Annotated in this window: 18 protein-coding genes; 5 read left to right on the plus strand and 13 right to left on the minus strand. The window is 72.3% G+C overall.

Annotated features, from left to right (window positions below; translation table 11 throughout):
- Positions 1 to 41 precede the first annotated feature (41 nt).
- The 4 genes from ACZ7HQ_RS30005 to ACZ7HQ_RS30020 all read right to left on the minus strand — a co-directional run bounded on the left by ACZ7HQ_RS30005 (position 42) and on the right by ACZ7HQ_RS30020 (position 4,894).
- On the minus strand, positions 42 to 233 hold the full coding sequence (locus ACZ7HQ_RS30005) for an acyl-CoA carboxylase subunit epsilon (RefSeq protein WP_470996406.1): 192 nt from the start codon (positions 231 to 233) through the stop codon (positions 42 to 44).
- Between the two features lie 57 nt (positions 234 to 290).
- Entirely contained in the window at positions 291 to 1,886 is a 1,596-nt protein-coding gene (locus ACZ7HQ_RS30010) for an acyl-CoA carboxylase subunit beta (RefSeq protein ID WP_470996409.1), read from the minus strand.
- Between the two features lie 154 nt (positions 1,887 to 2,040).
- On the minus strand, positions 2,041 to 4,344 hold the full coding sequence (locus ACZ7HQ_RS30015; RefSeq protein ID WP_470996412.1) for a polysaccharide lyase 8 family protein: 2,304 nt from the start codon (positions 4,342 to 4,344) through the stop codon (positions 2,041 to 2,043).
- Positions 4,345 to 4,378: 34 nt separating this feature from the next.
- Entirely contained in the window at positions 4,379 to 4,894 is a 516-nt protein-coding gene (locus ACZ7HQ_RS30020) for a hypothetical protein (protein ID WP_470996414.1), read from the minus strand.
- Between the two features lie 222 nt (positions 4,895 to 5,116).
- Between ACZ7HQ_RS30020 and ACZ7HQ_RS30025 the strand changes: the two genes are divergently transcribed.
- Complete coding sequence (locus ACZ7HQ_RS30025; RefSeq protein WP_470996416.1) at positions 5,117 to 5,725, plus strand: YceI family protein; 609 nt, start codon at positions 5,117 to 5,119, stop codon at positions 5,723 to 5,725.
- Between the two features lie 282 nt (positions 5,726 to 6,007).
- Here ACZ7HQ_RS30025 and ACZ7HQ_RS30030 read toward each other — a convergent pair whose 3' ends face one another.
- The gene (locus ACZ7HQ_RS30030; protein WP_470996419.1) at positions 6,008 to 7,393 is read right to left on the minus strand and encodes a hypothetical protein; all 1,386 of its coding nucleotides are present in this window, start codon (positions 7,391 to 7,393) and stop codon (positions 6,008 to 6,010) included.
- A gap of 49 nt (positions 7,394 to 7,442) precedes the next feature.
- Positions 7,443 to 10,442 carry a glycoside hydrolase family 3 protein gene (locus tag ACZ7HQ_RS30035; protein WP_470996421.1) on the minus strand — a complete coding sequence of 1,000 codons (3,000 nt, stop codon included), beginning with the start codon at positions 10,440 to 10,442 and terminating at the stop codon, positions 7,443 to 7,445.
- 108 nt (positions 10,443 to 10,550) lie between these two features.
- Here ACZ7HQ_RS30035 and ACZ7HQ_RS30040 point away from each other — a divergent pair, with 108 nt between their 5' ends.
- Complete coding sequence (locus ACZ7HQ_RS30040) at positions 10,551 to 12,416, plus strand: ricin-type beta-trefoil lectin domain protein (RefSeq protein WP_470996424.1); 1,866 nt, start codon at positions 10,551 to 10,553, stop codon at positions 12,414 to 12,416.
- Between the two features lie 82 nt (positions 12,417 to 12,498).
- Positions 12,499 to 13,101 (plus strand): GOLPH3/VPS74 family protein, encoded by a 603-nt coding sequence (locus ACZ7HQ_RS30045; RefSeq protein ID WP_470996426.1) that lies wholly within the window; start codon positions 12,499 to 12,501, stop codon positions 13,099 to 13,101.
- Between the two features lie 10 nt (positions 13,102 to 13,111).
- On the opposite strand, the gene ACZ7HQ_RS30050 is transcribed toward ACZ7HQ_RS30045, so the two are convergent.
- From ACZ7HQ_RS30050 to ACZ7HQ_RS30070, 5 genes are all read right to left on the minus strand, one after another.
- Positions 13,112 to 13,537, minus strand: coding sequence for a VOC family protein (locus tag ACZ7HQ_RS30050; protein WP_470996429.1), 426 nt, complete (start codon positions 13,535 to 13,537; stop codon positions 13,112 to 13,114).
- 13 nt (positions 13,538 to 13,550) lie between these two features.
- The gene (cimA, locus tag ACZ7HQ_RS30055; protein WP_470996431.1) at positions 13,551 to 15,161 is read right to left on the minus strand and encodes a citramalate synthase; all 1,611 of its coding nucleotides are present in this window, start codon (positions 15,159 to 15,161) and stop codon (positions 13,551 to 13,553) included.
- 285 nt (positions 15,162 to 15,446) lie between these two features.
- Entirely contained in the window at positions 15,447 to 16,748 is a 1,302-nt protein-coding gene (locus ACZ7HQ_RS30060) for an MFS transporter (RefSeq protein ID WP_470996434.1), read from the minus strand.
- Between the two features lie 77 nt (positions 16,749 to 16,825).
- Positions 16,826 to 17,461: a response regulator gene (locus ACZ7HQ_RS30065; protein ID WP_470996437.1), complete on the minus strand. Its 636-nt coding sequence runs from the start codon at positions 17,459 to 17,461 to the stop codon at positions 16,826 to 16,828.
- On the minus strand, positions 17,458 to 18,708 hold the full coding sequence (locus ACZ7HQ_RS30070) for a sensor histidine kinase (protein ID WP_470996440.1): 1,251 nt from the start codon (positions 18,706 to 18,708) through the stop codon (positions 17,458 to 17,460). Before ACZ7HQ_RS30070 ends, ACZ7HQ_RS30065 begins: the two co-directional genes overlap by 4 nt.
- Positions 18,709 to 18,898: 190 nt before the next feature.
- On the opposite strand from ACZ7HQ_RS30070, the gene ACZ7HQ_RS30075 reads away from it, so the two are divergent.
- The gene (locus ACZ7HQ_RS30075; RefSeq protein WP_470996443.1) at positions 18,899 to 19,987 is read left to right on the plus strand and encodes an ABC transporter permease; all 1,089 of its coding nucleotides are present in this window, start codon (positions 18,899 to 18,901) and stop codon (positions 19,985 to 19,987) included.
- Positions 19,984 to 20,691, plus strand: coding sequence for an ABC transporter ATP-binding protein (locus tag ACZ7HQ_RS30080; protein ID WP_470996445.1), 708 nt, complete (start codon positions 19,984 to 19,986; stop codon positions 20,689 to 20,691). The genes ACZ7HQ_RS30075 and ACZ7HQ_RS30080 overlap by 4 nt, the downstream gene beginning before the upstream one ends.
- On the opposite strand, the gene ACZ7HQ_RS30085 is transcribed toward ACZ7HQ_RS30080, so the two are convergent.
- Together ACZ7HQ_RS30085 and ACZ7HQ_RS30090 are read right to left on the minus strand one after the other, a co-directional pair.
- Positions 20,657 to 21,274 carry a TetR/AcrR family transcriptional regulator gene (locus ACZ7HQ_RS30085; protein ID WP_470996448.1) on the minus strand — a complete coding sequence of 206 codons (618 nt, stop codon included), beginning with the start codon at positions 21,272 to 21,274 and terminating at the stop codon, positions 20,657 to 20,659. The genes ACZ7HQ_RS30080 and ACZ7HQ_RS30085 overlap by 35 nt on opposite strands.
- Positions 21,271 to 21,435 (minus strand): hypothetical protein, encoded by a 165-nt coding sequence (locus ACZ7HQ_RS30090; RefSeq protein WP_470996451.1) that lies wholly within the window; start codon positions 21,433 to 21,435, stop codon positions 21,271 to 21,273. Before ACZ7HQ_RS30090 ends, ACZ7HQ_RS30085 begins: the two co-directional genes overlap by 4 nt.
- Positions 21,436 to 21,490 lie beyond the last annotated feature (55 nt).

The raw sequence follows: 21,490 nt of genomic DNA on the forward strand, positions 1-21,490 counted from the left end.
TCTCCCTCAGGAGACGGGGCCACGGCCGGACGACGCGGGATTCAGTGCCAGCTGTGCGGCGCCCGGAATCCCGGCTCGCGCTCCAGGCGGCGCCAGCCGGCCTTGGCGCGGCCTCGGTGGGTGGGGGCCGAAGACGTCTGGGCGGCTGCGCGGGCCAGGAGGACGGCCGTGATGGCGGCGACTTCCTCGGGCTCGGCGTGGCCCTTCTCGACGCGGATGTCGGGAGTGCTCATGGGTGTCAGTCTCCGTGAGAGAGAGGTCCGCGGGGTTGCCGCGGCGGGTCCGCCCGGTTACTGCGGGGGGTTGCCGTGCTTGCGGGAGGGCAGGTCGGCGTGCTTGGACTGGAGCATCGCCAGGGACTTCGCCAGGACCTCGCGGGTCTCGGACGGGTCGATGACGTCGTCCACCAGGCCCCGCTCGGCCGCGTAGTACGGGTGCATCAGCTCGGACTTGTACTCCTTGACCATCCGCGCCCGCATGGCGTCGGGGTCCTCCGCCCCGGCGATCTGGCGGCGGAAGATCACGTTGGCCGCGCCCTCGGCGCCCATGACGGCGATCTCGTTCGTGGGCCAGGCGTAGGTGAGGTCGGCGCCGATCGACTGGGAGTCCATGACGATGTAAGCACCTCCGTACGCCTTGCGCAGGATGAGCGAAATCCTCGGCACGGTCGCGTTGCAGTAGGCGTACAGCAGCTTCGCGCCGTGGCGGATGATTCCGCCGTGCTCCTGGTCGACACCGGGGAGGAAGCCCGGCACGTCCAGGAAGGTGACGATCGGGATATTGAAAGCGTCACACATCTGGACAAAGCGCGCAGCTTTTTCACTCGCCTCGATGTCCAGGACGCCGGCCAGCACCTGCGGCTGGTTGGCGACGATGCCGACCACCTGGCCGTCCAGGCGGGCCAGTGCGCAGATGATGTTGCGCGCCCAGCGCTCGTGGACCTCCACGTACTCGCCGTCGTCGACGATCTCCTCGATGACCTTGGCCATGTCGTACGGCCGGTTGCCGTCGGCCGGGACCAGGTCGAGCAGCACGTCGCTGCGGCGGTCGACGGGGTCGGAGGAGTCCACCCGCGGCGGGTTCTCCCGGTTGTTCTGCGGGAGGAGCGACAACAGGTACCGCACCTCGGCGATGCAGGTCTCCTCGTCGTCGTAGGCGAAGTGGCAGACGCCGGAGGTCTCCGCGTGGACGTCGGCGCCGCCGAGGCCGTTCTGGGTGATCTCCTCGCCGGTGACCGCCTTGACCACGTCCGGGCCGGTGATGAACATCTGGGAGGTCTCGCGGACCATGAAGACGAAGTCCGTCAGGGCCGGGGAGTAGGCCGCACCGCCGGCGCACGGGCCCAGCATCACCGAGATCTGCGGGATGACACCCGACGCCTTGGTGTTGCGCTGGAAGATGCCGCCGTAACCGGCGAGCGCGCTGACACCCTCCTGGATACGGGCTCCCGCGCCGTCGTTCAGGGAGACCAGGGGCGCACCGGCCGCGATGGCCATGTCCATGATCTTGTGGATCTTGGTGGCGTGGGCCTCGCCCAGCGCGCCGCCGAAGATGCGGAAGTCGTGCGCGTAGACGAAGACCGTGCGGCCCTCGACCGTGCCCCAGCCGGTGATGACACCGTCGGTGTACGGCTTCTTGGCCTCCAGGCCGAAGCCGGTCGCCCGGTGCCGGCGCAGCTGCTCGACCTCCTGGAAGGACCCCGGGTCCAGGAGCAGCTCGATCCGCTCCCGCGCGGTCAGCTTGCCCTTGGCGTGCTGCGCCTCGGTCGCCTTCTCGCTCGGGCCCGCCACGGCCTGGGCACGAATCTCGTGCAGCTCGGCGACCCGTCCGCGTGCGTCCGTCGGCTCGCCGGTCGGCTCACCCGTCGTCTCTTCCAAAACGGTCATGTAGCGACCTTACGAAGGATGCCAAGGAAAGCGAGCCGTCGACTCCGTACAGTCTCCGGCCCGTTTTCCTGGTACCAGTGAACAGAACCATGGCCGCTTGCAGCGCTTCCGACTGCTCACAGGGCATCGGCGTTGTAGGGAGGCCACAAAGGCGTCACCTGAGAGCCACCTCACATTCGTGGGTGGCAGATGCCATCCCCGGAGTGACACGGAGCCTCAGACGGCGGTCGGCGGCGAGGACCTCCACGCCCTCGCCGGCCCGGTTCACCGCCCGCACCGGACGGTCCCAGACGATCTCCAGCGGCGTTCCCGTGCGGGGTGGCTCGCTCACCGCGAGGGTGGCCGTAGGGCCCCGGCGCACGATGAGCACGCTCGCGCCCGCCGAGACGGCCAGGTCCCCCACCGTACCGGCCGTCCAGAAGTTCACCGCGGTCAGCCCGAGGTGGGGCACGGCGACGGCCTGGCGGCCGGTGTCGTTGGCGAGGAGGGACAGCCAGTGCCGGTCGGCGGCCCGGGCGGCCGTCTCGGCACGGGAGGCGCCGGGCAGCAGGACGTAGGCGTAGCCGGCGCCGGCCGGGTCGGTGCCGTGGTCCAGCCACAGGGTCTGCCACCGCCGGGTGCGCCGCTCGTCTGTGCCGCCGGTGTTGATGCCGGACCAGGAGCCGGTGCGGTCCTCGCGCAGGGTGTGCAGTTCGCCCCCGCAGGGCAGGATCCAGCCACCGTGTTCCGCGAGGTGGGCCCAGTTCCGGCCGCGTACGAGGCTCTGGGTGCCGTGCTCCCCCAGGTTGCGGTTGTCCACGACCGTCTCGACCGGGACGCCGTCGGCGCAGCTGATCCCGGCGCCGAGGCAGACCACGGCGTCGTCGAGGAAGAGCCAGGACTTGCGGGCCTCAAGGGTGGAGCCGAGGCCCAACAGGTGCTGGCCGACGACCCCGTACCGGCCGTCCGTCGCCCCGCCCACCCAGCGCACGTCCGGTCGGGGTTCGCCCCACTCGCCGCCGGCGCGGTCGGCGAGCCGCCGGGTGGAGACGGTGGTGCCGGGCAGCCGGTACCAGTCGACGGTCGGCCAGAACCAGTCCGTGTACTGGTCGGAGCGCCCCGTCGGCCACCAGTACAGCATCCCGGAGCCGGTGTGCCAGCCGCGCGGGTTCTCGCCGTTGCCGCACTCGTAGTGGGCGATGCGGTCACTGGCCATGGAGAGGGCGGCGGTGAACCGGGGCCCGCGGTGGACGGCACGGTCCATGTCCGGAAAGAGCCGGTGGCCGAGGGGTTCCGGGGCCGGCGGGACGGGCGAGTCCACGACGGCGCGCAGGCGCACGAGTTCGGCGACGTCGAACTGTCCCGCCGTCAGGACGTCAGTGACGGTGTCCCGTTCGATCCACCCCTTCACCATGCCGTACCACCGCTGCCGCTCCTCCTCCCCCGCGCCGGCCGCGAGCAGGACGACGGCGGCGACGAGCGCCTGCCCGTGGAAGTGGTCGCTGCGCATCAGCCGCAGGTCGTCGGCGCGCAGACAGCCCCGGCTGATGGCGCGGCCGTTGACGCAGTCCATGACCAGCCCGTCATGGACGAGGGGCGCGAAGGCGCGCTCGACGCTGTCGAGGACGTTCCTCCGGGCGGGGTCGGTGACCTCCCACGGCGAACCGGCCAGCAGGGCGAACAGCCGCCCGAGGCCGTCGAGCAGGACCTGGCCGTACGTCCCCGAGTAGGCGACCCGGGTGTGCTGGACGAAGGAGCCGTCGGCGTGGAGCCCGTCGCCCCGGGCGACGTACGGGAACACCGGCGAGAGCGCGTCCCGGGCGAGGGCGATCCGGGCGGCGTCCCGGCCGAGGACGCCGCGCAGGGCGACGGAGCGGCACAGGTCGACACGGTTGGCGCCGGTGGAGGTGCCGGAGTAGTCGGTGAGCAGGGCGTCCGGGACGAAGTGGTCCACGGCCGCGCACGCGGCGGCGACCCGGTCGGGGCCGAGCCGTTCGTAGAGGGCGGCCGTGATGTCCATGAGCGGCCGCGGGCTGCCGATCTGCCACTCCCACCAGTTGCCGTACGGGCGGGTGGAGGGGTTGTAGACGGTGGTGGAGAGGTGGTCGAGGCCGCGCAGTACGCCGCCGAGGAGCTCGGGGTCGCCGGTGGCACCGGTGCCGGGCTGGACGTACGCCTGTGCCATGGTCCACAGCCGGCCGTGGCTGAAGGTGATGCCGGCCGGCGGGTCGAAGGGGTGACCGGGCCAGAGGGAGCCCGCGGCCGGGGTCATGGTGGCCGCGAACTGACGTGCCCGAGTGCCGAGTTGGGCGAGCCGGGAGGCGTACGGCTCGGCGCCCGGATCGTAGCCCGCCCCGAGGGCGAGGCTGAGCCACCGGCGGCGCAGGGTGTCGTAGGGGTCGCCGTCGGCCCGGGCGCCGGACGCCAGGACCGGGACGAGGGCGGCGGCCAGCAGCAGCGCACGTCGGGTCGTCCGCACCGGACCGGTCACCGCCCTCTTCCCGCCGTGCGGCTCAGCAGCCGCCGCAGTTGTAGTAGAGGGCGTCCCAGTGGTTGCCCTCGTCGGCGTAGATGTTGCCGGAACCGGACCGCCACTGCGGGTAGCCGTCGCCGCGCAGGCCGATGTAGCTGAAGTTGTTCTTGATGTACGAGGTCACACAGGTGTTCTTGCCGTAGTCGAGCTTGTAGCCGTTCCAGTGCGAGTAGGTGCCGGAGGCGTGGCCGGCCTCGGTGCCGCCGGTGATGTTGAGGGCGCAGCCACTGGCCCGCTTCAGGGTCTGGGCACCCTGGGCGGTGGCGAGGTTGAGCTGCTCGAAGGACGTACAGGTGGAGTTGTTCCGGTCGGCGCAGTTGCCGGAGGACGACCAGGTGATGCCGGCCTGCCGGAACATCGACTCGGCGGTGGCCTGACTGATCTTGGTGACGGCGAAGGCGTCACCGGCGGTGCCGACGACGGCGACACCGGAGGCGACGACGAGGGCGAGCGCGGTCAGGACGGAGCGGAGCCTCATCGCTTTCGCGAGCTTCATGGGGACCTTTCCTGCGGACGGGCCGGGCTTGCGGGGACGGCTGTGCAGGTGGTGCACGCAGATGGTGCCCGAGCTCTCCACGTGCCCACCAGAGGGCGTACGGCGTCACTCTCCGCGACACCGGAAACACGCTGCGGATGATGTTGAAATCCGAACCGAATGGGTTTACCGTCGAGAAGGCCAAGTTGTTTAACGTTCAACAGCTAACCCCCGGAGCACGCCATGGGCATCTTCAGCCGCAAGAACAACACCCCCGAGACCACCGCCGCGCCGGCCGCCGCAGGCACCGACCTGAGCGCGCTGACCGGTGACTACACGATCGACCCGGCGCACACCACGATCGGTTTCGTCGCCCGGCACGCCATGGTCACCAACGTGAAGGGCGGCTTCCAGGACTTCACCGGCACGCTGCACCTGGACGGCGCGGACCCCGCCAAGTCGACCGCCGCGCTCGACGTGCAGATGGCGAGCATCGAGACCGGCAACCCCGACCGGGACGGGCACCTGAAGTCGTCCGACTTCTTCAAGATCGACGAGTTTCCGACCATGACCTTCCGCTCCACCAAGGCGGAGGCCCTGGGCGGCGACGACTACCGCATCACCGGCGACCTCTCGCTGCTCGGCGTGACCAGGCAGATCACCATCGACCTGGAGTTCAACGGCGCCGCGAGGGACCCGTTCGGCAACGAGCGCGTCGGCTTCGAGGGCAAGACCGAGATCCTGCGCTCGGAGTGGGGCCTGACCTGGAACGCGGCGCTGGAGACCGGTGGTGTGCTCGTCTCCGACAAGATCAAGCTGAACTTCGACATCTCGGCGATCAAGCAGGCGTGACCCGCCGGGGCCGACGGCCTCGGTACGGCCATCCGCGTGCCGGGGCGCGGACGGAGGCGGGAAGGCCTGCGAGGTGTGGGCCGCCCGGGCTCCGGGACGGGACGGGCGACCGGCGCCCGGCCCCCGCGCTCCGTCCCGCCCAGCCACCGAGCGCCCCGGCCGGCCACGCCTCCCGCTCGGCCATGTCGCGTTCCAGCGCCCGCCGCCCGGAAGGGGTGTGCGACAGCACGGACCAGGGCGAGGCACGCCACCCCTGACGGCCCGGCGGCCGGGGCCCGCCGTTCAGAACCCCCCACCGAAGTCGCCGCCGCTGTCGCCGCCACCGCTGTCCCCGCCGCCGAAGCCTCCCCCGTCGAAGCCCCCGCCGTCACCGAAGCCGCCCCCGAAGTCCCCGGGATCGAAGTCCGTGCCGGACACGTCACCCCCCTCGTAACCGCCGCCGCCGAAGTCGCCGTAGCCGGTGCCGTAGTCGGCGGCGTACGAGGGGGTGGCCATGACACTGCCGAGCAGGGTGCCGACGAGGAGGCCGGGCAGGATGCCGCCGCCGAAGTAGCCGCCCGCCCAGGGGCCGTAGGCGGGACCCGCGTCCCAGTAGGGGCGGCGGCCGTAGTCCGTGTCGACCTCGCGGATCACCGGGTCGCGTCCGTCGGCCAGCCGGGTGGCGTCGGCCGCGCAGACCGGGACCTGACGCGGGGCGCCGCCGGGCGGGGTCCAGGTGGCGTCGGCCACGGAGGGGCCGTGCCGGGGGTCGAAGAAGCAGGGCGGGCGGCGGTCGGGCAGCGGGCGGCCCTCGCGCCGGGCGGCCAGCCGGGCCAGCGAGAACCGGCCGTCCTCCAGGGCCTCGGTGACCGTCCGTACGTCCTCCGGCCGGCTCGCGGCGGCCATGCGCTGTTTGGCGGTCTCGTAGGCGTCCAGGGCGTGCGCGTAGTCGGCGCGCATCGCGTCGTCGGCGCCGGGACCGCCCGGCTGGAAGTCGAGCCGGTCCAGTTCCTCGCCGAAGGCGGTGATGTCCTCGTCCACGACCACCCGCAGCCGGTCCAGGGCCGCCCGCTGTTCCTGCTCGTGGCGCCGCCGGTTGCGGCGGGCCAGCGCGTACGCGCCCGCGCCACCGGCCACCACCAGCGCGCCGGCCACGATCAGCGGCGTGGCGGAGAGGCCGCCGCCCGCCCCGGAGGAGCCGCCCCAGCTCTTCGGGGCGTGGCCGCCCATGTTGGCCAGGGCTCGGTCGGTGAAGTCGGCGAGCTGGGCCTTCGCCGACTCGCCCTGGACGCTCGTCACCAGGTTCCGCCGGGCCGCAGCCGACATGACGGAGGAGTCGGCGCGGGCGTCGAAGCGGTCGCCGAGCCGGATGCCGTACAGGCCGGTGACGCCGGTGGCCGCCCGGAGCCGCGAGAACAGGTTCGCCGTCGGGTAGTCGGCGGGAAGCACCGCGATGAACAGCGGCTTGTTCGCGTCCTTGATGCGTTTCGCGAGCGCGTCGGCATCCGCCTTCGGCAGCTGGGCCGCGGCGGCCGGGTCGACGTAGACCGGGCTCCTGCGGAGCGCCTGGGCGATCGTGGAGACGCCGGTCTGCGCGCTCGCCGAGGGCGCGAACAGGGTCGCCACGACCAGGGTGAGGGCGGCCAGCAGCAGGGCTGGGAGGCTTCGGGTCCGCAGGACGGCCTTCATGCTTCGAAGCTACCCGAAGCCTCCCATAACCGGGCACACCGGCAGAGCCCTACGTCTCCCGGTACGCCTCCGTCAGCTTCTCCACCGCCTTCCCGTACCGGCCGGTCAGCAGCAGGTGGTCGGCGTCCGCGAAGGGCTTCGCCACCGCTTGCGTCATCCGCTCGCCGGCCTTCTGCTGCACGAGCAGCCGCGCCTTGGCCACCAGCGCGCGGCCCGCCCGGGCCGCGCCCGTCCGTTCGGCCGCCGTCGCCGCCGCGCCCAGCGCCTTCAGGGTGGCGGTGCCGCCGCGCGGGACGTCGGTGAGGGTGGTCAGGCCCCAGCCGTAGGGGAACTGGGGGTCGTACGACGTGTCGCCCACGTTGATCGGCAGCTGCGCCTCGGACTTGGGCCAGGTGACGGGGAGCTGTCCGGTGAAGGGGCGCTTGCCGTAGAGGACGTCGGCGACGCCCCCGCCCTCGGTGCCGGGCAGCCAGGAGGCCACGAGTGCGTCGATCCTGCCGAGCCGGTCGCCGATGAGCTGCGGGCGGCCGGAGACGATCAGCACCGCGCACTTCATGGCCGCGCACACCGTGTCCACGGCTGCCTGGTCGGCGGCGGACAGCTGCAGGCTGTGGCCGTTGCCGACGTCGCCGACGCCCTCGGCGTACGGGGTCTCGCCGACGACGACCACACCGACGTCGTAGCCGTCGGTCGGCGCGGAGGCGTCCTTGGAGTAGGTGACGTTCCCGCCGGCCTCGCGCATGCCCTGCAGGATGGTCGTGCCCCGGGTGTGGGTGCCGGACGCGCCCTGCCAGGTGAGGGTCCAGCCGCCGGTCTGGTTGCCGAGGTCGTCGGCGTTGGACCCGGCGACGTACACCTTCTCGCTCTTCTTCAGCGGCAGCAGCCCGCCGCTGTTCTTCAGCAGCACCTGCGACTTTGCGGCGGCCCGGCGGGCGACCGCGCGGTGGGCCGGGGAGCCGATCGCTGCGGCGCCGCTGGTGTCGGCGTACGGGTGCTCGAAGAGGCCCAGCCTGAACTTCTGGGTGAGGATGCGGGATACGGCGTCGTCGATCCGCTTCTCGCTGATCCGCCCGGCCCTCACCTCGGCGACGAGGGTGCTGCTGAAGTCCTTGTAGCCGTAGGGCACCATCATCATGTCGACGCCCGCGTTCACCGCCGTGCGGACGTGGGCGGCGTAGTCGCCGGGGAGCTGGTCGATGGCGTTCCAGTCGCTGATGACGAAGCCGCCGAAGCCCATCCGGTCCTTGAGCACGCCGTTGATCATGTCGCCGCGGGCGTGCATCTTCACCGGGCCCCGGCCGTCGCCGGCGATGTCGAGCGAGGAGTACGACGGCATGACCGTGCCGATGCCGCGTTCGACGGCGGTCCGGTACGGCGCCAGGTGGATGTCCTCCAGCTGCTGCCGGGTGACCGTGGTGACGCCCTGGTCGATGGTGTAGGTGCCGGTGGTGGAGGAGCCGTACGCCGTGCCGCCGTCGCCGGCGAAGTGCTTGGCGGTGGCGAGCACCTTGTCGTTCCGGCTCAGGTCCCGTCCGTCGGCCCGGCCCTGCAGGCCCTGGATGACCGTCTCCATGGACTGCACCAGGGCCGGGTCCTCGCCGAAGGACTCGTAGGAGCGGCCCCAGCGTTCGTCGCGGCTCACGCACAGGCAGGGCGCGAAGTCCCAGGGGATGCCGGTGGCGCGGACCTCGGCGGCCGTCACCGCGCCTTCCTGGTAAGCGAGTTGGGGATCCCTGCTGGCGCCGATGCCGATGTTGTGCGGCATGATCGTGGCGCCGCTGAGGTTGTTGTGGCCGTGGACCGCGTCGACGCCGTAGACCAGCGGGATCTGGAAGCGTGTAGCCTGGGCCCGGAGCTGGAATCCGTCGGTCATCTCGGCCCAGGCCCCGGGGGTGTTGGGCGTGGGTGTGGAGCCGCCGCCGGACAGGAGTGAGCCGAGGGCGTAGGTCGCGATGTCGCCTCCGGCCCCGACGGCACCGCGCTCGGCCTGGGTCATCTGCCCGGCCTTCTCCTCCAGGGACATGCGGGAGAGCAGGTCGGCGACGCGCTTGCGCACCGGCAACCCGGCGTTCAGGTACGGCAGTCCGTGCGCGTCGATGACGATCTGCGGGGTCTCGGCGGGGGCCTTGGCGCCGGTGACCGTGAGCTTCAGCGGGACGGTCTCGGCGGGTTCGGCGGCCTTGTCCTTCCGGGTGGGCACCTCGATGGTCCGCGCCGTGCCCGAGGCGGTGCCGGCCGGGAAGGTGAGGGTGCCGGAGACCGGGGTGTAGTCCTGGCCGGCGGTGGCGGTGCCGCCCTGCGTGGCGTACGTGACCGTCACGGGGTCGTCCACGGGCCGGTCGCCGGTCGTGGCGAGGGTGACCTTCACCTTGGCGGTGCCGCCCTCCTTGACCGGGTGGACAGCGGCGTCGGTGGTGACGGAGGCGCGCAGCGACTGGTCGGCCCTGCCGTACAACTCGACGTCGTCCATGGCGAAGTCGCCCTTGGTGCCGGCCGGCAGCGTGACGGCGTACCCCCACATCCGGGTGAGGCCGAGGACGTGGTCGATGCCGCCCACGGGCTGGTAGTCGGTGCGGTAGACGAAGTCGGTGAAGGGGATCTCGATCTGCTTCCAGCCGGTGAAGTCGTCGGTGAAGGTGGTCGTCCACAGTTCCGAGGCCTCGCCGTTCGCGCCGCCGTCCTTGATCTCGAAGGCGATCTTCCGGCCGTTGTTCCGGCCGTCCCACCAGAAGCGGACGCCCTGGTGGGCGGACCAGTCGTGGGCGGCCTGATCCGCGGCGAAGTCGTGCGTGAAGCCGCCGTAGCCGCTGATGTCGTAGGTGCCGGTGAGGACCTTGGCGCCCTCGGGGGCGTCGGCGCGGTCGGCGAGGTGGAGGGCGTCGCTCCCCCACGTGAAGATGCCGTCGGCGGGCTGGGAGGCGAAGGGGACCTCGCCCTCGAAGCGGTCGACCGGCACCGGGGCGGGGTCGTCAGCGGCGTGGGCCGCGGCGGACAGGGGCAACAGGGCGGCGAGCAGGGCCCCGGAGACGAGCAGGGCGGTTCTCGGCATGGACCTTCCCTCGGCTCTCATGGTTCACTCATGACTTAGCTCACGCCGTGAGTTAACTAACGGCTCCCCAACCCGTCAAGAGTGCACGTCAGTTGAAGGGCGACGCACATGAGGAGAACCCCCCGCACGGTCCGGCTGCTGCTGGCCGGGCTGCTCTCCGCCGCGGGCTTCACCGCCGCCGTACCCCCCGCACACGCCGCCGGCGAACAGGTCACGGCCTGGCTCACCACCACCGACGACTCCGCAGGACGCCATGTCGTACGCGGCCTGCAGGCCCAGACGCCGTTCGCCTTCCAGCCGGGCACGGGCGGCGGCGGCGAGAACATCACCGTCGACGAGAACACCCGCTACCAGACCTTCACCGGCGGCGGCGCGTCCTTCACGGACACCGCCGCCTGGCTGCTGAACAGCAGCGGCGCGCTGTCCCAGGCGACCCGGGACGCCACCCTGCGCAAGCTGTTCTCGCCGGCGGACGGCATCGGGCTGTCGTTCCTGCGCAATCCGATGGGCGCCTCGGACCTCGCGCGCTACGGCTACACGTACGACGACGTGCCGGCCGGGCAGTCGGATCCGGACCTGTCCGGTTTCTCGATCGCGCACGATCTCGCGGACGTCGTACCGCTGACCAGGCAGGCGCTCCAGCTGAACCCCTCGCTGACGGTGATGGCCTCGCCGTGGACCGCCCCGGCCTGGATGAAGGACAGCGGCTCGCTCAACGGCGGCTGGCTCAAGGCGGAGGACTACGGGGCGTACGCCGCCTACTTCGTGAAGTACCTCCAGGCGTACGAGGCCCAGGGCGTCGACGTCTCCTACGTGACCGCGCAGAACGAGCCCACCTGCTGTTCCGACTACCCGTCGATGAGCTGGAACGCGAGCGGGCTCGCCTACTTCCTCAAGAACGACCTGCTGCCGCGGCTGCAGTCGGCCGGACTGCCGACGAAGGTCCTCGCCCACGACTGGAACTGGGACACCTACGACACCTACGCCGCCCAGTCCGTGGACGACCCCGCGATCCGCAACCACCCCAACTTCGGCGGGATCGCCTGGCACGGCTACGGCGGTGACGTCACCAAGCAGACGACCGTGCACGACCAGTACCCCTCACTGGACGCCTTCGGCACCGAGCACTCCGGCGGCACCTGGATCGCCGACCAGCAGCGCGAGGACATGTCCAACATCATCGACTACACGCGCAACTGGGCGAAGTCGGTGACCAAGTGGTCGCTCGCCGTGGACCAGAACGGCGGTCCGCACAACGGAGGCTGCGGCACCTGCACGGGTCTGGTCACCGTGCACGACGGGGACGGCGCGAGCGGGACGGTGAACTACACCGTCGAGTACTACGACATGGGCCAGCTGACCAAGTTCGTCCGGCCGGGCGCGCAGCGGATCGCCTCGACGGCGTCCACCGCCGTGCCGAACGTGGCGTGGCGCAACCCCGACGGCAGCAAGGCACTGATCGCGTACAACGGCTCGTCCTCGGCGCGGACGGTCACCATCGACTGGGGTTCGCAGCACGCCACCTACGCGCTGCCCGGCCGGACCTCGGCCACCTTCACCTGGTCCGGCACCCAGTCCGGCGGGCCGGCGCAGAGCGGGTCCTTCGTCGGGCTGGCCGGCAAGTGCCTTGATGCGGCGGGCGGTTCGAGTGCCAACGGCACGGCGGTGCAGCTGTACGACTGCAACGGCAGCGCCGCCCAGCGGTGGACGGTCCAGACCGACGGCTCCGTCCGGGCGCTCGGCAAGTGCCTCGACGTGACGTCGGGGTCCACGACGGACGGGGCCAAGGTGCAGTTGTACGACTGCAACGGGACCGGGGCCCAGCAGTGGTCGTACAACGCGTCGACCGGGGACGTCGTGAACGGGGCCGCGAACAGGTGTCTCGACGTGACGGACAACTCGCCGGCGAACGGGGCACGGGCGCAGATCTGGTCGTGCACGGGAGCCGCCAACCAGAAGTGGAGGCTCCAGTAGGCGCCCCGCCAGGGGGTGAGAAGCGCGCAAGAGTACGTGCCGCCGTGCTGCGCTCCGGCCCTCACCGGCCCATCGTAGGAGTATGACCACACCGCAGGATCTGTTCCTCGTCAGCCTGGACATTCCGCGCGAGCAGCCCGTCGAGCAGGGGGATCTGTCGCTGGCGCTGGCCGGGGCCGAGCTGGTCGACCTCCTCGGCGCCCGGGCACTCACCCTGCGGGAGGGGCGGATCGTGCCGGGGCCGGTGCTGACCACGGGCGACCGGCTGCTGGACGAGGCGGGAGCCGCGCTGGTCCGCCAGGAGCCGTACGAGACGGTCGAGGACTGGCTGTGGCGGCGCGGGCAGGGGCTGGCCACCGCCTACCGGGACGTCCTGGAGTCCGAGGGGCAGCTCACCGGAAAGCGCCGGCACTGGCTCGCCCTGCGTGACCGGGACGACCCCAAGGCCGACACCCCTGCCCGCCGGCACGCGGCCGACCGGTGGTGGTCCCACGAGCCCGTCCTGGCGGGGCTCGCCTCCACCCTGGGCATCCCGGACGACCGCCCGGCCGCACCCGAGCCCGGCGACGAGGCGGTCGTCACGGTCCTGGTGTCGGTCGGTGACGCGGTGACCGAGCTGGAGGCCGTGCGGGAGCGGCGGCGGATCGAGAACGTGGCGTTCGACAACATCTGGCGGGCGCCCTGAGCCCCGGGGCTCAGAAGACCGGCTGGCCGATGCCCATCAGGTTGCCCTCGCTGTCCCGGAACCAGGCGGCCCGCTCCCCCCGTGCGCCCTTGCTCGGGTAGTTGCCCTCGATCTCGGCGATGCCGTCCCGGGTGCGGAAACCGGGCGCGTCCACGTCCTCGAACACCACCCCGCGCCGCCGTAGCTCCGCCACGACCGTGTCCAGGTCGTCGACCTCGAACGCCATCTGCGTGAAGGTGCCGGGCGAGGCGCCGGTGGAGCGGAACACCACGAAGTCGATCCCGCCGCACCGGTACAGCAGCCCGCCGGGGCGTTCGTCCGCGGGTTCGAGGCCGAGCTTGTCGGCGTAGAAGCGCCGGGCCCGCTCCAGGTCCCCGGCGGGCAGCCGGGTCGCCACCCGGGCCCGGGACAGCACGTTCGCGTCGTCTGTGGTCATGCCTCCACTGTGACTACTCGGCAGGCGTCACGCCCGCCCGCAGCAGGCCGTACGTGTACGCGTCCTCCAGCGCCTGCCAGGACGCGGCGATCACGTTCTCGGCCACGCCGACCGTGGACCACTCGCCGGAACCGTCCGAGGTCGAGATCAGGACGCGGGTGGTGGAGGAGGTGCCGTGCACGCCCTCCAGGATGCGGACCTTGTAGTCGACCAGGTCCAGCTTGGCGAGCTGCGGGTAGATCTTCTCCAGCGCGACGCGCAACGCCCGGTCCAGGGCGTTGACCGGGCCGTTGCCCTCCGCCGTGGCGACGATCCGCTCCCTCTTGGCCCACAGCTTGACCGTGGCCTCGTTGGCGTGCGTGCCGTCGGGGCGGTCCTCGACGATGGCCCGCCAGGACTCCACGTCGAAGTACTTCAGCGGGCGGCCCTCGACCTCGGCCCTCAGCAACAGCTCGAAGCTCGCGTCCGCCGCCTCGTACGTGTAGCCCTTGAGCTCCCGCTCCTTCACCCGCTCGACCACACGGCCGACCAGCTCCCGGTCGCCGCCGAGGTCGATGCCCAGCTCCTTGCCCTTGAGCTCGACCGAGGCGCGGCCCGCCATGTCGGAGACCAGCATGCGCATGGTGTTGCCGACCTGCTCGGGGTCGATGTGCTGGTACAGGTCCGGGTCGACCTTGATCGCGGAGGCGTGCAGGCCGGCCTTGTGCGCGAAGGCGGAGACCCCGACGTACGGCTGGTGGGTGGAGGGGGTGAGGTTGACGACCTCGGCGATGGCGTGCGAGATCCGGGTGGTCTCGCGCAGCTTGCCGTCGGGCAGTACCTTCTTGCCGTACTTCAGCTCCAGGGCGGCGACGACCGGGAAGAGGTTGGCGTTGCCGACGCGCTCGCCGTAGCCGTTGGCCGTGCACTGCACGTGGGTGGCGCCCGCGTCCACGGCGGCGAGGGTGTTGGCGACCGCGCAGCCGGTGTCGTCCTGGGCGTGGATGCCGAGCCGGGCCCCGGTGTCGGCGAGGACCGTGGCGACGACGGCGTGGACCTGGGCGGGGAGCATGCCGCCGTTGGTGTCGCAGAGGATGACGACGTCGGCGCCGGCCTCCGCGGCGGTGCGGACGACCGCCTTGGCGTACTCGGGGTTGGCGCGGTAGCCGTCGAAGAAGTGCTCGCAGTCGACGAAGACCCGGCGGCCCTGGTCCCTCAGGTACGACACGGTGTCGCGGACCATCTCCAGGTTCTCGTCCAGGGTGGTGCGCAGCGCCAGTTCCACATGCCGGTCGTGTGACTTGGCGACCAGGGTGATCACCGGGGCGCCGGACGCGAGCAGGGCCTTGACCTGCGGGTCCTCGGCGGCCTTCGCCCCGGCACGGCGGGTGGCGCCGAAGGCGACCAGCTGGGCGTGCCTGAAGTCGATCTCCGCCTGTGCGCGGGCGAAGAACTCGGTGTCACGGGGGTTCGCGCCGGGCCAGCCGCCCTCGATGAAGCCGACGCCGAAGTCGTCCAGGTGCCGTGCGATGGCGAGCTTGTCCGCGACGGTGAGGTTGATGCCCTCGCGCTGCGCCCCGTCGCGCAGCGTGGTGTCGAAGACGTGGAACGAGTCGTCGAGCTCGCTGGTTGCCGTCTCGGTCATGGTCTCAAGGCTCCTGTTGTGGATCTTCGGTCTTACCGGAATGACCGGCTCCACCGTCCCCCCAATGGTCCCTCGCGCTCCGCTCCCGGCTATGGGTGGGCCGGAAAACGAAAAAACCCCTCGCGGGTGCGAGAGGTCTGCGCGCGGGTCGAGGACGACGGTGGCCACCCGCACCTGGTCGTACGAGGTGGTCACTGCGGACCGGCGCGCCTGCTGCCAATAATCATGGCGAACGAGAGCACGGGGGCAGTCTGGCACAGCCCTGCCCCCGGCTCACCGGCCGTCTCAGGATGCGGGCGTCAGACTGGAATCCGTACGGTCCCCCGCCCGGGCGAGGTCCAGGTCCTTCGTCTCCCGCATGGTGATGTAGACCACCAGGGACACGGCGGCGCAGCCCGCCACGTACCAGGAGAAGCCGGACTCGATGCCGGCCTTCTTGAACCACAGGGCGATGTATTCGGCGGTGCCGCCGAAGAGGGCGTTGGCGAGGGCGTACGGCAGGGCCACGCCGAGCGCACGGACGCCGGTCGGGAACAGCTCGGCCTTCACACAGGCGTTGATCGAGGTGTAGCCGGTGACGACGACCAGCGCGAGCAGGGCGAGCCCGAGGGCCGGCCAGTACCCGTCCGCGTGTTTGAGCAACGCCATGATCGGCACGGTGAGGAGGGTGGAGCCGACCGCGAAGGTGATCAGCAGCGGCCGCCGGCCGATCCGGTCGGAGAGGGCGCCCGCGAGCGGCTGGAGGGCGGCGAAGACGATCAGGGCGGTGAAGGAGACGAGCGTGGCGGTCTGCTTGGACAGGCCGGCGGAGTTGGAGAGGTACTTGGTCAGGTAGGTGGTGTACGTGTAGTAGGCCACCGTGCCGCCCATGGTGAGGGCGATGACCAGGAACGCCTCCCGCCGGTGCCGCCACAGGGCGCGCAGGGTGCCGCGCTCCTCGGCGTGCGAGTCGTCCCCCTCGTAGACCTCGGTCTCCAGCATGCTGCGCCGCAGGTAGAAGACGACCGCCGCGCCGAGCGCGCCCACGATGAACGGGATGCGCCAGCCGTAGCCGTGCAGGGCGCTGTCGGACATGGTGCGCTGCAGGACGATCAGCAGGCCGAGGCCGGCGATCTGGCCGGCGGTCATGGACACGTACTGGAAGCTGGAGGCGAACCCGCGCCTCTTCGGGTCCGAGGCCTCCGTCAGATAGGTGGCGCTGGCCGCGTACTCGCCGCCCACCGACAGGCCCTGCAGCAGCCGGGCGACGAGCAGCACGAGCGCGCCGCCGTAGCCGGCGACCGCGTAGGTCGGGGCCACGGCGATCAGGATCGCCGACGCCGACATCAGCGAGACGGTCAGTGTCAGCGCCGCCTTGCGGCCCTTGCGGTCGCCGACCCTGCCGAGCAGCCATCCGCCCACGGGCCGCATGAAGAAGCCGACGGCGAAGATGCCCGCGGTGTTCATGAGCTGGGCCGTGGGACTGCCGCTCGGGAAGAACGCGCCGGCGAAGTAGGTGGCGAAGCTCGCGTACACGAACCAGTCGAACCACTCGACCATGTTGCCCGCCGAACCGACCCAGATCTTCTTCCAGTGTTGTCGTCCCATGCGCCGGTACATGCCCGGCGGCGGAGGAAACGATTCCCTTACCGGCTGCGGGAGTTGGGGCCGGGCGCCGGGCCGGCTCAGCGGCGGATGAGGCCGAGGTCGGTGGCGGTGGCGACGGCGGCGGTGCGGGACTCGACGCCGAGCTTGGCGTAGACCCGGGCGAGATGGGACTTGACGGTGCCCTCGGTGAGATGCAGCCGGGCACCGATCGCCTGGTTGGACAGGCCCTCGGCGACCAGGGTGAGGACCTCGCTCTCGCGCCGGGTCAGGGCGGTCGCGGGGGCGCGCAGCCGGTCCATGAGCCGGTCGGCGACCACGGGGGCGAGGATGGTGCGGCCGGCCGCGGCGGTGCGCACGGCGGCGGCCAGGTCCTCGGGCGGGGCGTCCTTGAGGAGGTAGCCGGTGGCCCCGGCCTCGATGGCGGCCAGGGTGTCGGCGCCGGTGTCGTACGTCGTCACGATCAGGACGCGGGGAGCACCCGGCCGGGCGGTGATGGCGGCGGTGGCCTGTGCGCCGTTCATGCCCTTGCCGAACTGGAGGTCCATCAGGACGACGTCGATCCCGCCCGCGGCGGCACGGGCCACGGCGTCCTCGGCGGTGGCCGCCTCGGCCGCCACCGTCATCCCGGCCTCGGTCTCCAGCACGGCGCGCAGCCCGGCCCGCACCACCGGGTGGTCGTCGGCGAGGAGCAGTCGGATGGGGGTCTCGGTCACGGGCGGGCCTCGGGTACGGGGTGGGCGGGGGTGCGGGTGTCGGCTGACGACGGGGCGAGGGGGGACGCCGTGCGGGGCGCCGGGCTCGCGGGGAAACCGGCGGTCAGCGCCGTGCCGCGGCCGGGGGCGGAGTCGAGCGTCAGGGTGCCGCCGAGGGCGTGGATCCGGGTGCGCATCGCCATCAGGCCGAATCCGCCGCTCTGCGGGTCGGGTTCGGGGAGGCCGGCGGGGTCGAATCCGGTGCCGTCGTCGGTGACGTGTACGGCGACCTGGCCGGGGCGGTGGTCGAGGGTGACCTCGGCGGTGGTGGCGCCTGCGTGGCGGACGGTGTTGGCGAGCGCCGACTGGGCCGTGCGCAGCAGGGCGACCTCCTGGGCGGTCGGCAGTGACCGCGGCTCGCCGGTGAGGCGGAAGCGGACGGCGATCCCGTGCCGGGCGGCGGTGGTCGAACACAGCCGCTCCAGCGCGTCCGCCAGGGTGCTGCCGTCGAGGGCGGGCGGGGTGAGGGCGGCGACGAAGCGGCGGGCCTCGGCGAGGTTGTCCGCGGACGCCTGCCGGGCCTGGCCGACGAAGCGGACGGCGTTCTCCGGCGCCTGGGGCAGGGCGCGTTCGGCGGCGCGCAGCAGCAACTGGATGCTGGTCAGGCCCTGGGCGAGGGTGTCGTGGATCTCCCGGGCCAGCCGCTCCCGCTCGGCGAGCACCCCGGCCGTGTGCTGGGCGTCGGCCAGATCGGCGCGGGTGGCGGTGAGTTCCTCGATCAGCCGGCGGCGCTGTTCGCTCTCCCGGTACAGGGCCTGGTAGCCCCGGACCACGGCCACCGCGACGGCGGCACCGAGCGCCGGGCCGATGGCCATGGCGGGGGTGAAGGAGCCGGTGTGGGCGGCGTAGGCGACGATCGCGGCGAGCGCGGTGGCGGCCACGGCGGTGAGTGCGGCGCGCCGCGGCAGCAGGTGCAGCTGGAGGAAGTACAGCGGGAAGGCGACCCAGACCCCGTCGGCGGACAGGGCCAGCAGCACCAGCCACATGGTGCCGGCGGCGGCCAGCCACCAGACGGCGGCCGGGCGCGAGGCGCGGACGCGGGGCAGCAGCGGTCCGGCCGCGTAGACCGCCGCGCAGGCCGCGGCGGCGGCGACGATCCACCCGGTGTGCGGCAGGCCGTCGGCGACGGCCCGGACGGCGGCCAGTACCAGCAGGCCGGCGATCAGCAGGTGCAGGCACCAGGCCAGGGCCCGGGTGGTCGGCGTCATGGAGGGAGTATGCGCGTTCACGGTCCTTCCAGATTAGGGAGGTGAGCGGCGGGCGGGCCTCTGCCGAAAGTTGTAAGCCGTGCGCTGCCTTTCGATCCGGGAAGTACGGTCCCCGGCCAGATGTCCGCGCGGGGGCCGGGCGGCGACGGTGGAGGCCGACCCTTTCCCCGCGCAGAGAGCAGGCCGAGCCGTGTTCGTCGCCTTGCGAGACCTGAAGTTCGCCAAGGGCCGCTTCGCCCTGATGGGCACGGTGATCGTGCTGATCACCCTGCTGGTCGGGCTGCTGTCCGGGCTGACCGCCGGGCTCGGCCGGCAGAACGTGTCCGCGATCACCTCGCTGCCCGCCGACCGGATCGTCTTCGACGCGCCGGGCGGCGGGCAGGACCTGGCGTACACGGACTCCACGGTCACCGGGCGGCAGTGGCGGCGGTGGGCCGAAACGCCGGGGGTCCGCATGGCCGAACCGCTGGGCATCACCACCACCAGGGCCACCGCCGGGACCAGAAGCACCGGAGTGTCCGCGTTCGGCGTGCGGCCCGCATCCCCGCTGGCCCCCGACAGCGGCCGGATCGGGGACGGTTCGGCGGTGCTGACCGTCCCCGCCGCCGACCGCCTCCGGCTGCGGACCGGCGGCACCTTCACGCTGGCCGGGCGGCGGCTGACCGTGGCCGCGGTACGGGGTGACGCCTCCTTCAGCCACACCCCGGTGATCTGGGTCAGCCTCGGCACCTGGCGGGGGACCGCGCCGCCGGCCGGCCCCGGCACCGGTCCCACCGCGACCGTGATCGCCCTCCGCACCGCCCCCGGCACCGACGTACGGGCCGTCGACCGGCTCGCGCACACCAGGACCGTCACCCGGGACGACTCGCTGTCCGCGATCGGCTCCTACACCTCCGAGAACGGCTCGCTCCAGCTGATGCGCGGCTTCCTGTTCGCCATCTCCGCCCTGGTCGTCGGTGCGTTCTTCACCGTGTGGACGATCCAGCGCAGTGCCGACGTCGCGGTGCTCAAGGCGCTCGGCGCGTCCACCGCGTCCCTGCTGAAGGACGCGCTCGGGCAGGCGCTCGTCCTGCTGACCGGCGGCACCCTGGCCGGCACCGGGATCGCGGCGGCGCTCGGTGCCGTGCTCGCCGGGGGCGCGGTGCCGTTCCTGCTGACGCCCTCCACCGTGCTGCTGCCGGCCGCCGTGACGGTCGTCCTCGGGGCGCTCGGGGCCGCGCTGTCCATCCGCCGCATCACCTCCGTCGACCCGCTGACCGCCCTGGGGAACGCCCGATGAGCCTGAACCTGACCGGCATCACCCTCACCTATCCGGACGGCGAGGGCCGGCTGACCGCCCTCGACCAGGTCACCCTGGACGTCCCGAGGGGCAGCCTGACCGCGGTGGCCGGGCCCTCCGGCTCGGGCAAGTCCAGTCTCCTCGCGGTCGCCGCCACGCTGGTGACGCCCGACTCCGGCACCGTCACCGTCGACGGCACCGGCACGACCGGGATGAGCCGCCGCGAGCGCGCGCGGCTGCGCCGCCGCTCGATCGGCATCGTGTTCCAGCAGCCGAACCTGCTGGCCTCGCTGACCGCTGTGGAGCAGCTCCAGGTCATGGCCCGGCTCGACGGCCGGCGGCCGGCCCGTGCCCGCGACCGGGCGAGGGAGCTGCTGGCCGCGGTGGGCCTGTCCGCCCAGGCCGGGCGGCGCCCGCACCAGCTCTCCGGTGGCCAGCGGCAGCGTGTGAACATCGCCCGCGCGCTGATGAACGACCCCACGGTGCTGCTCGTCGACGAGCCGACCAGCGCCCTGGACCACGAACGCGGGGCCGCCGTCGTCGAGCTGCTCGTCCGGCTCACCCACGAGCGCGGCACGGCCACGGTGCTGGTCACCCACGACCGCACCCATCTCACCGCCGCCGACCAGGTCGCCGAGGTCGTGGACGGCCGGCTGACCCGGTCCGCGCTCAGGCCGCCGGCACCAGCAGCGAATCGGCGATGAACTCCCTCACGTGGGTGATGACCTGCTCGCGGTCCGTGCCGCGCAGGCCCACGGCCACGTGGATGGAGAAGCCGTCGAGGAGTGCGCGCAGCCGGGTGGCGAAGCGGTCGGCGTCGACGGGGCGGAACTCGCCGCGGGAGACGCCCTCGGCGAGCAGGGCGACCAGGTCCCGGTGCCAGGCGCCCTCGATGGCGGCCTGGCGCTCACGGGCGTCGTCGTCGGCGTTCTGCGAGCGGTCCCAGACCTCCAGCCACAGTGTCCAGTGCGGATCACGGTGGCCTTCGGGGACGTACAGGTCGACGTAGGCCTCGAGGCGTTCGCGGCAGGTGCCCGCGCGGGTGAGGAGCCGGCCGCGCTCCGCGCCGAGCCGGCCCTCGCTCCACTCCAGGGTCCGCAGCAGCAGCTCGTCCTTGGAGTGGAAGTAGTAGAGCAGATGGCCGCTGCTCATCCCGACCTCACGGCCGAGCGCCGCCATGGTGAGCTTCTCCAGACCGCGCGCGGCGATCATGTCCATGGCGGCGGCGAGGACGTCCTCGCGGGGAGGGGCGGGGCTGCGGCGGCGGGGGGACGGGGTCGCGCTCATGCCGGCACCGTCCCCGCCACGGCCGCACCGGGGCAGGCCTCCCCCATCCGCTCCGGGTCCGGATGCGGCACGTACGGCCGCCCGCGTTCGGGCAGCTCGGGCAGCAGCCGCGGCGGCGGGCTGAGACGGCGGCCGCGGGCCGCGTACACCAGGACGTTCACCCGTATGTTCTACCCGACGCCCGGACCTCAGCGGACCTTCGGCTGCTGCTGGGTG

The organism is Streptomyces sp. NPDC037290 (assembly GCF_055603245.1).